This window comes from Halobaculum limi (assembly GCF_029490015.1).
Taxonomy (GTDB): domain Archaea; phylum Halobacteriota; class Halobacteria; order Halobacteriales; family Haloferacaceae; genus Halobaculum; species Halobaculum limi.
Genome location: NZ_CP120468.1, coordinates 2,380,269 through 2,392,915 on the forward strand (window position 1 = coordinate 2,380,269; position 12,647 = coordinate 2,392,915).

General features: G+C 67.3%; 12 protein-coding genes. 5 read left to right on the forward strand and 7 right to left on the reverse strand.

Features of this window, described 5'->3' with window-relative positions; all coding sequences use genetic code 11:
* Window positions 1-5 precede the first annotated feature (5 nt).
* A complete protein-coding gene (locus P0D77_RS12015; protein WP_277553316.1) occupies window positions 6-1,334 on the reverse strand; it encodes a DUF8167 domain-containing protein in 1,329 nt (442 codons plus the stop codon).
* Window positions 1,331-2,551 (reverse strand): potassium channel family protein, encoded by a 1,221-nt coding sequence (locus P0D77_RS12020; RefSeq protein ID WP_277553317.1) that lies wholly within the window; start codon window positions 2,549-2,551, stop codon window positions 1,331-1,333. The genes P0D77_RS12015 and P0D77_RS12020 overlap by 4 nt, the downstream gene beginning before the upstream one ends.
* A gap of 139 nt (window positions 2,552-2,690) precedes the next feature.
* On the opposite strand from P0D77_RS12020, the gene P0D77_RS12025 reads away from it, so the two are divergent.
* Window positions 2,691-3,881, forward strand: a complete 1,191-nt coding sequence (locus tag P0D77_RS12025) for an NAD-binding protein (RefSeq protein ID WP_277553318.1) — start codon at window positions 2,691-2,693, stop codon at window positions 3,879-3,881.
* Window positions 3,882-3,933: 52 nt separating this feature from the next.
* Here the strand turns inward: P0D77_RS12025 and P0D77_RS12030 are convergent, their stop codons facing one another.
* Entirely contained in the window at window positions 3,934-4,659 is a 726-nt protein-coding gene (locus P0D77_RS12030; RefSeq protein WP_277553319.1) for a guanosine phosphorylase, read from the reverse strand.
* Between the two features lie 111 nt (window positions 4,660-4,770).
* On the opposite strand from P0D77_RS12030, the gene P0D77_RS12035 reads away from it, so the two are divergent.
* Window positions 4,771-4,944, forward strand: coding sequence for a hypothetical protein (locus P0D77_RS12035; protein WP_277553320.1), 174 nt, complete (start codon window positions 4,771-4,773; stop codon window positions 4,942-4,944).
* Window positions 4,945-4,961: 17 nt separating this feature from the next.
* On the opposite strand, the gene ppk1 is transcribed toward P0D77_RS12035, so the two are convergent.
* Window positions 4,962-7,430 carry a polyphosphate kinase 1 gene (ppk1, locus tag P0D77_RS12040; protein ID WP_277553321.1) on the reverse strand — a complete coding sequence of 823 codons (2,469 nt, stop codon included), beginning with the start codon at window positions 7,428-7,430 and terminating at the stop codon, window positions 4,962-4,964.
* 220 nt (window positions 7,431-7,650) lie between these two features.
* The gene (locus tag P0D77_RS12045; protein ID WP_277553322.1) at window positions 7,651-8,415 is read right to left on the reverse strand and encodes a metallophosphoesterase family protein; all 765 of its coding nucleotides are present in this window, start codon (window positions 8,413-8,415) and stop codon (window positions 7,651-7,653) included.
* Window positions 8,416-8,604: 189 nt separating this feature from the next.
* Between P0D77_RS12045 and map the strand changes: the two genes are divergently transcribed.
* The gene (gene map / locus P0D77_RS12050) at window positions 8,605-9,498 is read left to right on the forward strand and encodes a type II methionyl aminopeptidase (protein WP_277553323.1); all 894 of its coding nucleotides are present in this window, start codon (window positions 8,605-8,607) and stop codon (window positions 9,496-9,498) included.
* Between the two features lie 142 nt (window positions 9,499-9,640).
* Here map and P0D77_RS12055 read toward each other — a convergent pair whose 3' ends face one another.
* On the reverse strand, window positions 9,641-9,841 hold the full coding sequence (locus tag P0D77_RS12055; protein WP_277553324.1) for a DUF7835 family putative zinc beta-ribbon protein: 201 nt from the start codon (window positions 9,839-9,841) through the stop codon (window positions 9,641-9,643).
* A gap of 181 nt (window positions 9,842-10,022) precedes the next feature.
* On the opposite strand from P0D77_RS12055, the gene P0D77_RS12060 reads away from it, so the two are divergent.
* Together P0D77_RS12060 and P0D77_RS12065 are read left to right on the forward strand one after the other, a co-directional pair.
* Window positions 10,023-10,571 carry an HIT family protein gene (locus P0D77_RS12060; protein WP_277553325.1) on the forward strand — a complete coding sequence of 183 codons (549 nt, stop codon included), beginning with the start codon at window positions 10,023-10,025 and terminating at the stop codon, window positions 10,569-10,571.
* Between the two features lie 52 nt (window positions 10,572-10,623).
* Entirely contained in the window at window positions 10,624-11,109 is a 486-nt protein-coding gene (locus P0D77_RS12065; RefSeq protein WP_277553326.1) for a GNAT family N-acetyltransferase, read from the forward strand.
* Here P0D77_RS12065 and P0D77_RS12070 read toward each other — a convergent pair.
* On the reverse strand, window positions 11,106-12,641 hold the full coding sequence (locus P0D77_RS12070; protein ID WP_277553327.1) for an amidohydrolase: 1,536 nt from the start codon (window positions 12,639-12,641) through the stop codon (window positions 11,106-11,108). The genes P0D77_RS12065 and P0D77_RS12070 overlap by 4 nt on opposite strands.
* Window positions 12,642-12,647 lie beyond the last annotated feature (6 nt).

The window sequence follows — 12,647 nt, forward strand, 5'->3', positions numbered from 1 at the left end:
GGTGGTCACTTCGCCGCGGTATCGCTCTTCGCGTCGGCGGTCGCGCGGCGTTCGACCTCCCGCAGCGTCTCTGGACGTGCGACGAGATACACCGTCTCGTCGGCGGCGAGGACGTACCCCCGTGGCGGAATCGGTTGTACCGACCGGTCGGCCGACTCGACCGCCACGACTGATCCCGTGACCTCGCCGACAGTCGCGCCGTCGAGGGCGCTCCCCGCCTCGACGTGGAGGACCGCCATGGTCTCGTCGGCGAGTCGCAACAGCGACGCGAACTCTCGGTCGGTGCGTGGACTCCGCGGCATCGTCACGAGTCGATACGTGCCGTCGGCGTCGAACGCCTCGACGTCGGCGGCGTCGACGGCGAGTGTCACCACGTCGCCCGCGACTGCCCGCAGTTCTGCCGTGGCGACGCGTTCCGCCTGGACTCCCTCGAGCCCTCCGTCCGATTCCGTCGCCTCGATACCCACGCGCTCTTCGTCTCCGTTCGCAGCACCCACCCCGTCGACTGCTGCCCGGGCGTTCTCACCCTCGTCGGGGTTCGGCGGATGCCGCCACACCTGCACCACGTCTCCGGGGCCCGCGCCGTTCGGCGGGTCGGCGCGGACCGCCACCGCACGGGCACTCGGCTCAAGCGTCGGTCCGATCCCGGCCATCCGTCGACCGACGGCGAGACGGGTTACGTCGGTTCCGTCGAACTCCGCGTCGACGTGTCCGACGCCGTATTCCTCTTTCAGACGCGTCACCAGCCTGTCACGCAATTCTGCGTCTGAGAGTCGCCGCGGGAACAACAGCGTCTCACCCGCGAGTCGCTCTCTCGTCGCGTCGTCGACCGGGTCGTACCCGTCGATGTCGCTCACCTCGTCGGGGAGTTCGACCGGACGAATCCGCCCGACGCGACGCGCGAACCGGCTCAGTTCTCCCTCGACTCTGTCGCCGCCGGCGACAGCGGTCACGTTGGTCGCAAACGCGTCGCCCGCACGCCGACCGACCGGCGTCGACCCGGCGGCGACGAGGAGGCTCACGACGTTGCGGAGGACGGTCATCGGTGCGAACGGGTCCGTCGCGACGACGCCACCGACCGGCAGAACCGACGAGAACAAGCCGACCGTGTTGAGATACACTGCGACCGTAGCCGTCCCGAGCAACGTCGTCAGGCCACGCGGAACCGGTTCGCTGACGTACCAACGGTACACCGCGGCGGCGATGGCGGCGACGAGGAACGCGACGGCGGCGAACCCAACCAGTCGCGGCAGGTTCACCAGTTCGAACACGTCGGCGGCCGACTGAAGCGGAGAGACGGAGACTGGCAGGCGAGCAGTAGCGAATCGCGTCACGCCGCCACCTCCTGCGTGAATCGGTCGAGGTCGCTGTGCGTCCCGACGAGTATGAGGTCGTCGTTCGCCGCTGGACGAACAGCACCGTCGGGCGCGAGTCGCCAGCGACCGTCGTGTCGAACGGCGAGCACGGCGACGCCGTACTCGTCGCGCACGGCCGCCTCTCGCAGACTCACGCCGTCGAGTGGTCCGCTACTGCGGACCGATACCCTACGAAACCGCTTGCCAGCCCGTCTGAGCAACGACACCAACTCGAATTCCCGGCGCGTGCCGCGCGAGCGGACGACGACCCGGCGGACCGACGCACCGAGCAACGTCTTCGCGGTGGAGCGGTCGACGGCGAGGGTGAGTCGCCCGTCTCCCCCTGCCGTCGTCGGCGACGCTGGAACTGAGGGAACGTCGGTTCCGCCGTCGGTCGCAGCAGGCTTACCGTCCGACTTCTCCCGACTCTTCGCGGCGACGACGGTCCCGTCGAACGAGTCCCCAGCGTCGGTGAACACCGTTACCTCGTCGCCGCGTGCCAGCCCCGTCGGAAGGAGTGCGTCGACGGAGACGGCGCGCTTCCCGTTCGGAACGCGCTTCGAGACGCCCGCAAGCGGCGGCGCGGCGGCGACGGTCGCCTTCCCGCGTTCGTCGAGTCTGACGGTCACCTCCGAGAGGTCGAACTCCGAACGGAGTCGCTCCCCGACGGCCGTCTCCAGTTCCGAGAGCAGCAGGTCGGCTTGGAAGTCGTCCTCGAACGCTCGGACCGCCGCGCGGAGGTCGGTACCGAGTGCCGGGTACCCCTCGATGTCGCCCACCTCGCCGACGACGGTGACGTGGACCTGCCCCCGCCCGTTCGCGAGGTCGACAACGTCCGTCGCGAGGGTTCGCTCGGTGAGTCGCTTGAGCGTCAGTCGCTTCGGAAGCGACGCACCCATCGCGTCGCCTTTCGCATGCGCATACAGTGACACCATCAACACGACGATGATCGCGATGAGCAGGGCGGTGCCGTTCGCTGAGTCGCGGATCGTCTGATCGTTGAGGGCGAGCAAGCCCCCGTTGACACCGGCGATGGCCAGCGCGAGGACGACAACACCGAATCCGGGTATCGACACCCCGGTAAAGTACTTGAAGACGAATCCCAGCGTCCACGCGACGAGCGCCGGGACAATCCCGGTGAGCAGCCCGAGATACACCCCGAGCAAGACCTGGACCGGGAGCGAGAGTTCGACCATAGCCAGTGGCAAACACCCGACGTACTAATCCCTACCTCTCCCCGAATCCCCGCCGAGTGCCGCTCTGTGTGGACGCTCGGACGGCTCTACTCGCCGCTGTGTCGTGTCGTTTATACACACGCCACCGGTGAGTCCAGCTATGGAACGGTGGCGACAACGCTTCGGCGGCCGGATCGCGGTGTTGCTCGTCGGCGCCGCCGCGCTGTTCTCGATCGTCACCGGCATCGGCGGGATCATCACGCGCCCGACGCCCAGGCTGCCGTTCGTCGCGCTGCTCCCGGATAGTGTCGTCGTCCTCGCTGGGTTCACTGGCGCGTTGACGGGGTTCGCCCTGCTCATCGCCGCCTACGGACTCCGCCGGGGCCTGCGCGCTGGCTGGTACGCGGCCGTCGTCCTGTTGCCGCTGACCGCGGTACAGGGACTCGTCGCCTCGACCGTCATCGGGCCGGTGTTGGTCGTCCTCTCGCTGATCGCGTTGATCGCCGTCGTGATCAACCGGAGCGTGTTCACCACCGAGTTGGACCTCACGACGACGCAGTGGGCCTCTATCGCGGGCCTCGTCGGGTCGCTCGGCTACTCGACGGCCGGCGCGTTCGCACTCGCCGACGACTTCACCAACATCGTGACGATCACCGACGCGGTGTACTTCTCGGTCGTGACCGCCTCGACCGTCGGCTACGGCGACGTGACGCCGACCACGCCGCTGTCGAAGTGGTTCGCGATGTCGGCGCTCGTCCTCAACGTCGCCGCCTTCGCGGTCGCCCTCGGTGTCTTGTTCACGCCCGCCATCGAAGCCCGCCTCACCAACGCCTTAGGACGTATGACCGACTCAGATATCGACCTCCTCACCGACCACATCATCGTGCTCGGCCACGGCGAACTCACCGAACCGCTCATCGACGAACTCATCGCGGCCGACGTCGACTTCCTCGTCGTCACGCCCGATGAGGCCGTCACGCGAACGCTTCGCGAACGCGAGGGCGTCCGCGTGCTCACGGCCAACCCGTCCGACGAGGAACCGCTCGAACGCGCGAAGGTCGCCAGCGCTCGCGCCGTCGTCGCCGCGACGAACAACGACGCGGAGGACGCGCTCGCAATCTTGACCGCGCGACAACTCAACCCCGAAGTGAACATCGTCGCCGCCGCGACCGACCGCGAGAACGTGAACAAACTCAAGCGAGCGGGCGCGAACACGGTCATCTCCCCGGCGTCCATCGGCGGGCACCTCCTCGTCGAGTCGGCGCTCGGCGACGAGAACACTGAGGCCATCGCGGAGCGACTGCTGCACGAAGGAACGTCGGGGAGCGACGACCCCGGCCGCGACGACTGACTGTTCTACGGTCGCGATCAACAGACCTCCGGACGAGAACTGAGCCGTCGACTTACAACGACGCGACCGCGTCGAGTGCGATGTCGATGGCGCGACCGACGTTGTTCTTCGCCTTCTCTGGGAGTTCGTCGTCGGAGTCGGCGCCCTTCTGCGTGCCAGCGACGAGGTTGCCGTCGGCCGTACAGATGGCGCCGGCGTTCATCCCGCGGCGACGCGCCAGCGAGAAGACGGCCGACGCCTCCATCTCGATAGCCAGCAGGCCTGCCTCCTCCCAGTCGGCGACGAACTCGTCGGACTCGTTGTAGAAGGCGTCGTCGGAGACGATGGGGCCGACGTGGACCTGTTCGTCACGCGCCTCCGCGGCGTCGACGAGGGCGGTGAGCGTGCCATAGTCGGGAACGGCGGGGTACGTCTCGGATTCGTAGCGCTTGCTCGTGCCCTCCTCTTTCGCGGATCCGGTCGCGACGACCATATCGCCGATTTCGACGTCCGTCTGGAGGCCGCCGCACGTGCCGACGCGAATGACCGTCTCGACGCCGACGTTGTGGAGTTCTTCGATAGCGATTGCTGCGGACGGACAGCCGATGCCGGTCGAACAGATGGTGAGGTCGACGCCGTCGTAGGTCGCGTTTACGATGCGGTACTCGCGGTTCTCGGAGACGAGTTCTGACTCGTCACAGTGGTCGGCGATCCGGTCGACGCGGTCGGGGTTGCCCGGGATGAGCGCGATGTCGTGGACGTCGCCCTCCTCGACGAGCAGGTGCGGCTGTTTTGCCATACCACCGCTCCCCCCGCGCTCGGCAAAAAGGCCGCGAATGAACCGCCCCGGCCGCCGCGAACGGCGTCGGGCGGCGAGTGTGTTCAAGTTACCTGGCGTCGAGAGGTCGGTATGGACATCTCTGAACCGACCGACGCACTCGGGGTCGGCGTCGGCGTCGGCGCTGTCGCGGCACTGCTCGCGTACGTCGCAGAACTCCCCACCGTCTTCGCGCTCGGAACGGGCGGATTCGTCGCCATCGTCGTCGCGTCGGTGTTGCTCGGACGGGTGCTGGAGTTCGAGTAACGGCGGTCGCGGCGAGGTCACTCCCCGAGGTCGGTGTACACTTCGTCGAGGTCGACCTCGGGTTCGCGGCCAGGGTCGCTCGACGAACGCCGTCGCTCACGCTCGGGTGCGCCCTGCCGGGCACGCTCGGCGAGGCGTTCGTGCGTGTCGAGCGTCGGGTCGCCCTCACCAGGTTCCAACTGGACGTACCGACCGTCCGAACGCATCACCCACCGACGGCGGTTGTCGGCGAGCATATGCGCGAGGACGGTCTCTAACTCGGCGCGGATGTCAGGGTCGTCGACGGGCGTGACCGCCTCGACCCGACGGTCGAGATTGCGCGTCATCCAGTCGGCCGACCCGACGAAGTACGCTGGGTCGCCCTCGCCCTCGCCGTTCGCGAAGTAGAAGATGCGCGAGTGTTCGAGGAAGCGTCCGACGATGCTGTGGACACGAACCGTCTCCGAGAGGCCGGGAACGCCGGGGCGGAGGCGACAGATGCCGCGAACGACGAGGTCGATGTCGACGCCAGCCTGTGCCGCCCGGTACAGTTCCCTGACTATCTTGGGGTCCTCCAGCGCGTTCATCTTCGCGACGATACGGCCGCGGCCGCCCTCGCGTGCGACCGCCGCCTCGCCGCGGATCAGGTCGGTAATCTGCGAGCGGAGGTTCTCGGGGGCGACGAGCAAGCGGTCGTACGCTCGGCTTCGGGCGTGAGTCGTGAAGGAGTTGAACAGGTTCACCAGGTCGCCGCCGATCTCCTCGTCGGCGGTGAGGAGGCCCAAGTCGACGTACCCTTTCGCCGTCTCCGAGTGGTAGTTGCCAGTGCCGATGTGGGAGTAGGTGGCCACGTCGCCGTTCTCTTCGCGGACGACGAGTGCGACCTTCGAGTGCGTCTTGAGGCCGATGGTGCCGTAGGCGACGTGGATACCCTCCTCTTCGAGTCGCTTGACCCACCGGAGGTTGTTCTCCTCGTCGAAGCGGGCCTTCAACTCGACCATCACGGCGACCTCCTTCCCGTTTTTCGCGGCGTCGATGAGGCTGCCGATGACTTTCGAGTCGGGCGCGGTCCGATAGATGGCGGCTTTGATCGCGAGGACGTCGGGGTCGTGGGCGGCGGCGTCGAGGAACGCCTGGACGGTGCCGCTGAACGACTGGTACGGGTGGTGGACGAGGACGTCGTCCTCGCGCAGTTCTGCGAACAGGTCCTGCGGATGTTCGGCGTCGACGGCGTCGAACCGTGGGTGTCGCTGGGGCGTCCACGGATCCAGTTTGAGGTCGGGACGGTCGAGGTCGATGAGCGAGTCGAAGCCGTCGAGTGCGAGCGGTTCCGGGCGCTCGAACGTCTCGCTGTCGGTGACGTCGAGGTGGTCGACGAGCAGGTCACGCACCTCCTCGGGCATGTCGTCGGCCACTTCCAGTCGGACGACCGTCGCGAACCGACGCTGTCTGAGGACGTCTTCGATCATCTCGATGAGGCCCTCGGCGACCTCCTCGTTGCGCCGGACCTCGGCGTTGCGCGTCACGCGGAACGTCGAGGAGTGACACACCTCTGCCTCGGGGAACAGGATATCGAGGTTCGCCTCGATGAGTCGCTCCAACGGGAGGAAACGCGTCACCTCGCCGCTCGTCTCCGCGGCCGTCTCGGTGCCGCCGGGGTTGGCACACACCGCGTCGACCGGGACGAGTCGCGGGCGGTTCTGCGGCACCTTCACCCGCGAGAAGCGTTTCTCCCCGTCGCCGTCGTCGCGCGTGAGCACCGCGACCGACAGCGAGAGGTTCGAGATGAACGGGAACGGGTGGGCGGGGTCGAACGTCAGCGGCGTCAGCGTCGGCATCACCTGTCGCTCGAAGTGCTCCGACAGCAACTCGCGTTCGCGGTCGGAGCAGTCCTCCCACGAGACGATTCGGATTCCCGCCTCCCGCAAGGCCGGTTCGACCGACTCCGCGAAACACCGCGACTGTCGCTCGAAGATGTCGCTGGCGTGGTCGAGGACGGCCTCCAACTGCGCGTGCGGCGTCCGTCCGTCGGGCGTCGTCTCGGTGACGCCGGCGGCGAGTTGCTGTTTCAGCCCACCGACCCGTTTCATAAAGAACTCGTCCATATTCTTCGTCGTGATGCCGAGGAATCGCAGGCGGTGCAACAGCGGATTCCGCTCGTCGACTGCCTCGTGGAGGACGCGTCGCTGGAAGGCGAGTTCGCTCAATTCCCGACTCAGTTGCACGCGCGTGCCGTTCAGGTCGACGTCGCCGCCCCACTCGATGTGGTCACTGGTCAACGGCGGCGTCTCCGTGCCCAGTCTCGCCCACGGCACGGGGGCAGTGAGGTCACTGTCGGACCCGTCACCGTCTCGGGTGTCGGACGCGAACGCCGAGAGGTCGCCGTACGATAGCCCGTCGGTGTGCACGTCCACGTCGTCACCGACCGCCGACTCCGTGACGTCGTCGTCTCCAGTATCGCTGCCGGGAATCGAGGTATCGGTTCCGTTGGGATCGCTATCGGTCATCTGTTCGTCGATGACTGAGAATTATCCGGCGCTCGGGTAAGCCTTCCTGTCAATACGGTAATAGTAGAGCGTTCCAACGGGGACGATCGGGGGTGATCCCGGGCGGAATCGACCGACATCGACCGACAGCAAGCAACTGAGACACGACGGCGTCGCTGTCTATCGAACACAGGCGCGAAGATGCGGAGACGCAGTCGGAGTCGTGCGTCGACCGGTGGTGTCAGTCGGACTCGCTCTCGACGGTGATCGTCGGTGAGTCGGTGTCTGAGGGGCTCGTAAACGGCGTATCCAAGATCTTTCGCTCGGCGCGTTCCTCGGCGGTGTCGTCGGGAGAGATGGCGTGGAACGTGTCGGCGTGCCAGTCGTAGGCGGTGAGTTCGCCGCCGTACACACAGCCAGTGTCGAGGCCGACGGCGAATTCACGGACGACCGGGCGCGCGAGGACGGTGTGCCCGAAGAAGACGCGGTCGGGGCCGTCGTAGCGCTCCCACCAGTACGGTCGGTCGCCGTAACTCCCGCCGGGGACGAGCGAGCGGTTGTTCTGAAGGTCGTCGACCGAGTGGTCGGTCAGCGGAACGCGCGGGTCGATGCCGCCGTGGACGACGAGCGCCCCAGGCGTGTCGCCGTCGCCGGCCCACGAGATAGCGACCGGCAGCGACGCCATCCACTCGAGGTCGTCGTCCGAGAGTTCGGGGAGCGTCTTGTCGCCGCGGAGGAGTTTCTCCTCGTTGTTGCCGCGAACCGTGAGGAAGTTGTCGGCCGCGCGCACGCGGTCGACGACGGCCTTGCTGTCGGGGCCCTTGCGAACGAGGTCGCCCACGAACACCACGAGGTCGTCGTCAGTGACGTTTAGGTGGTCGAGAAGGCGGTCTAAGGCGTCCGGACAGCCGTGAACGTCGCCAACGACGTACACGTCGTCCCACTCGTCGATGTCGACCCGTCGATGCATCGGTTCGACCTCCGGCCCGAATCGCGGCGCACTCATCATCCGCTCAGATGACCTCCAGCCGTAAATACGCCGCCGAATAGTGCTATTGTGCCATCCGTAGACACGGGTGCCGATCGGTGAGACGAAATGCCACACGGTTCGTGCGGAGGCAGTTCCGCCCCCGCACGTCGATCTGCGTCCGCACAGAGCGCAATCCCTTTGGCCCGTTCAGTCGAAGCCCCGTCTATGAGTGCCCTCGACGAGGACGTCATCGCGAAGTACCGCGAGGCGGGTGAGATTCTGACGACGGTGATGGCTGAGGCGCGCGAGATGGTCGAACCGGGCGTGACGCACCTCGAAGTCGCGGAGTTCGCCGAAGAGCGGATCCGCGAGGAGGGTGCAGGCATCGCGTTCCCGGTGAACATCTCCATCGACGAGGAGGCGAGTCACGCGACGCCCGAACGCGACGACGAGACGGAGTTCGGCGAGGACGTCGTCTGTCTCGACATCGGCGTCCACGTCGACGGCTATATCGCCGACGCCGCGGTCACCGTCGACCTCGCGGGTGAGACGGAACTGGTCGAGGCCGCCGAACAGGCGCTGGAGGCCGCCGTCGAGGCCGCCGGGCCGGGTGTCCCCGTCGGCGAAATCGGCGCAGAGATCGAAGACGTGATCGACGCGTACGGGTACACGCCCGTGTACAACCTCTCGGGCCACGGCGTCGAGCGATTCGACGCCCACACCGGGCCGAACGTGCCGAACCGGGGCGTCGACCGCTCGGTCGAACTCGAACCGGGGCAGGTCGTCGCCATCGAACCGTTCGTGACGACGGGCCGCGGGAAGGTCGGCGAGGGGAGCGACGAGGAAATTTTCGAGTTGACGCAAGACGTGTCCGTGCGAAATCGGGCGGCGCGGCAAGCGCTCGAACAAGTGCGGGAGTTCGACGGCCTACCCTTTGCCGCGCGGTGGCTCGACTCCTCGCGCGATGAGATGGCGCTTCGCCGCCTCGTCCGGCAGGGGGCAGTGAAGGGGTACCCCGTCCTGAAGGAGGCCGACGGCGAACTCGTGAGTCAGGCCGAACACACGCTCATCGTCACCGAGGATGGCGTCGAGGCGACGACCGCCGGCCTCTTCGAGTGAGGAGAGCCGCCACTGACGCCACGCGCGAGGCCGCGCCCAGTCGACAGCGTCGATGCTGTGGGTCGTCGGTAACTCGATAGTGAGTCCCGGTGGCCGCTCCGGTTCGGCCGCGGGATAGTCGTCCGATACAGGCAGTCTGGTGTTACGCGTTGTTCATCCGGGTCGCCGTCTCGGACCCACACTCGTTACACGTGGTAATCCGGTAGGGTTCTCGGGAGAACTCCGCGTTTTCCTCCTTCTGACTCTCGGTGCGGATCTCCACCCGCACGTCGTGGGCCGTCTCCCCGCCGCAGTCGCCGCACCGCTCAGTGACGCGTTCGGGGTCGGAGGGTTGGGTCGCCATGCGGTGACGCCTACAACGCTAAGACCGATAAAGATGGTACCTGCAGTATAAAGGTTCGCATACCACAGCGTAGAACGACTGAGCGGCCACGGAACCCGGAGACTGCGCGGAGGTCGGCGTCCGTTGCGGTCGCCGAACGACCTCACAGGGGTTGAATACCGGGCCGGTCGACGCCCGTCGTATGGATCAGGTGTTCGCGCCGTGGCGCATCGAGTGGGTCGAACGCGAGGACGACGAGGACGCTATCGACGGCTGTCCGTTCTGTGTCCTCCCCGACCGCGACGACGACCGCGCCTCACGCATCGTCGCTCGCTCCGAGCACTCGTTCGTCCTCCTCAACAACTACCCGTACAACCCCGGTCACGTGATGGTCATCCCGCGCGCCCACGAGGGCGAGTACCCCGCACTCGACGAGGCGACCCTGTTCGACCACTCACGACTCACACAGCGAACGATCAGTGCGCTCGAAACTGCGATGGATCCGCACGGCATCAACGCAGGATTGAACCTCGGCGGGAGCGCCGCCGGTGGCTCAATCGACGACCACCTCCACACCCACGTCGTCCCGCGGTGGACGGGCGACACGAACTTCATGCCGGTCGTCTCGGACACGAAGGTCATCGTCGAGGCGCTCGACGACACGTGGGAGCGCCTCCACGAGGCGTTCGCACAGCAAGACGGCGCGAGCGTCGGCGGCGACGACGAGGCAGTTCAGATCTCGTTCGAGTGAGTGGCGCGAGACGTGCCCCGGTGCTTAATCCGTTCCCGTCCGATCCGCCCGCGTGCAGATTCGCCCACTCGCCGCCGACGAGGTGGAGTCGTTCGTCGAGGAGTTGTGGGTCCCGTTCACCCGCGCCAGCGCCGAGGCCGAACCGTTCCACCCGCTCGCAGACGACCTCCGCGGCCCGGGGATCGAGCATCGTCGTGACCGTCTCGCCGACGGCGCGACGGCGGACGTCGTGGCCGTCGTCGACGGCGACCTCGTCGGGTTCGCGTCGGCCGAACGCGAGTCGATGCCGCCCATCTTCGACCGCGGGCCCGACTGCCACGTCTCCGAACTGTACGTCGCCCCCGACTACCGACGCGACGGCATCGGGGCGGCGCTGCTCGACGCCTGTCGCGAGCGGGGTGCGGCGTGGAACTGTGCAACGCTGTCCATCTCGGTGAGCGTCGAGAACGAGGCGGCGCAGCGACTCTACGAACGGGAGGGGTTCACGCCAAACCGAACCCGTCTCGTGCAGACCATCGACGGTGAGTCACCGAGTTAGCGGCCGTCGTACACCACGTCGCCGTCGACAGCGGTCGCCGCCACGTCGATGTCTCGAATCGCATCGGGGCGGTCCCACGGCGACTCCTCGAGGACGACGAAGTCGCCGCACTTGCCGACCTCGAGCGTGCCGAGGCGATCCTCGTCGAAGCCCGCGTACGCCGCGCCAGCGGTGTACGCCCGGAGCGCCTCAGTGACGCCGAGCAACTGGCCCTCGCTGGGAGCGTTCACGGCGTAGTGGACGCCCAGCAATGGGTCGAGCGGCATACAGTCGCTCCCGAACGCAAGCGGCGCGCCCGCATCGAGGTACTCGGGCAGGCGGTTCGCGTCGGTGCGGCGGTCGCCGAGGCGAGCGTCGTACAGGCCGCCCTCGAAGCCCCACTTGTGGAAGTTGGGCTGCATCGAGGCGACGACGTCCATCTCGGCGAACCGATCGATGGCCTCGTCGCTGGCGAGTTCGCAGTGTTCGATCCGGTGGCGAGACTCGCCGGGTGCGTCGGTGTCCGCGTAGGCGTCGAGGACGGCGTCGATGGCGGCGTCGCCGATGGCGTGTAGCGTCACCTGGAAGCCGTGGGCATCTGCGCGCGCGACGAGACCGTCAATATCGTCGGGGTCGAGCACCCACGTCCCGGTCTCCTCCTCTGTGTCGGCGTAAGGGTCGTGCAGTTTCGCGGTTCGCCCGCCGAACGTGCCGTCGGTGTACGACTTGACCGCGCCCGTCTGGACGAACTCGCTGCCGTGGTTCGTGCGGAGACCGGCGTCGACGAGCGAGTCGAGGTGGTCGGCCCAGTAGTTGATCCGGACGCGCAGGGAGAGGTCGCCCGCCATATCGAGGTCCCGGTACACTTCGGGCGCTTTCGACTGGCGGACCATGTCGTGGATCATCGTCACGCCGCGTTCGTTCGCGTTGCGCTGTGCCGCACGGACGAGTTCCTCGGCCTCTTCGACGCCGGGTTCGATCGCCTCGTAGACGGGGTCGACTGCCTCCTCGACGACGACGCCAGTCGGTTCGCCGTCTTCGGTGTGCACGTCGTCGTCGGGCATCTCCTCGCGCAGGCGGTCGAACACGGCGTCGTTGACGGAGGCGACGTGCATGTCCTCGCGGAACGCGACGACGGGCGCAGACTCGGAGACGGACGCGAGGTCCTCGGCGGTGAGGTAGCGCGACTCCGCCCACGTCGACTCGTCGTAGCCGAACCCGAGGACCCACTCCCCCTCCTCGACCTCCGCGGCCCGCGCTCGGAGCAACTCGACCGCCTCCTCGGGTGAGTCAGCCACAGAGAGGTCGGCGTGGACGAGATACCGCCCCGAGTTGAGCAGGTGCGTGTGGGCGTCGATGAAGCCGGGGAGGACGACCCGGCCCTCCGCGTCGAACGTCTCCGTCTCCGCGCCGGCGAGAAACTCCACGTCGTACGTCGTCCCGAGTCGGACGATACGGCCGTCGCGAACGGCGAACGCCTCGTACGTCTCGTCGGGGTCCGCGAGCGTGTGGACCTCGGCGTTCGTGACGACGAGGTCTGCGGGGTCGGTCATACGCGA